This window comes from Flavobacterium sp. ALD4, from assembly GCF_002836475.1.
In the GTDB taxonomy this organism is placed as follows: Bacteria; Bacteroidota; Bacteroidia; order Flavobacteriales; family Flavobacteriaceae; genus Flavobacterium.
This window is the reverse complement of sequence record NZ_PJBJ01000010.1, coordinates 1-479: the sequence shown is the minus strand read 5'-3', so window position 1 is coordinate 479 and position 479 is coordinate 1. Positions and strand designations below refer to the sequence as shown.

Below are 479 nucleotides of genomic sequence, written 5' to 3'. Positions count from 1 at the left end.
TACCTATTATATCAGAAGTGAATTTGCTACTGGATGCTTTACTGTAAAATCAGTACTGGTGACGGTAAATAAGTGCTTAATTTCGATAGTGAAAGAATCTAAATTAAATAATACTGGAACCTGCACAAGTGTGGGAGATACTATTACTTATACTTTTACTGTAACTAATCCAGGTACTACATCAATAACGAATATTACAATTACCGACCCTTTATTAACGGCTCCAAATCCTGTCGTTCCAATATTATTAGCAAGTGGAGATACTGATGGTGATATGAGTTTAGATGTAAATGAAACTTGGATATATACAGCAACTTATGCAATAACGCAAAATGATATTAATACAGGAAATGTTACTAACCAAGCAACCGTAGACGCCTTAGTTCTAGGAGGAGATCCTGTTACAGGTTCATCAGGTACAATAACAAGATTATGTCAAAACCCTAAAATTGCAGTTGTAAAAAGCAGTGATATTGTAG

The 479-nt window shown here is 34.0% G+C and carries 1 pseudogene; it reads left to right on the top strand.

Annotated features, from left to right (window positions below):
* Positions 1–479 (top strand): annotated as a pseudogene (locus CXF59_RS00115) (hypothetical protein); the annotation flags it as partial.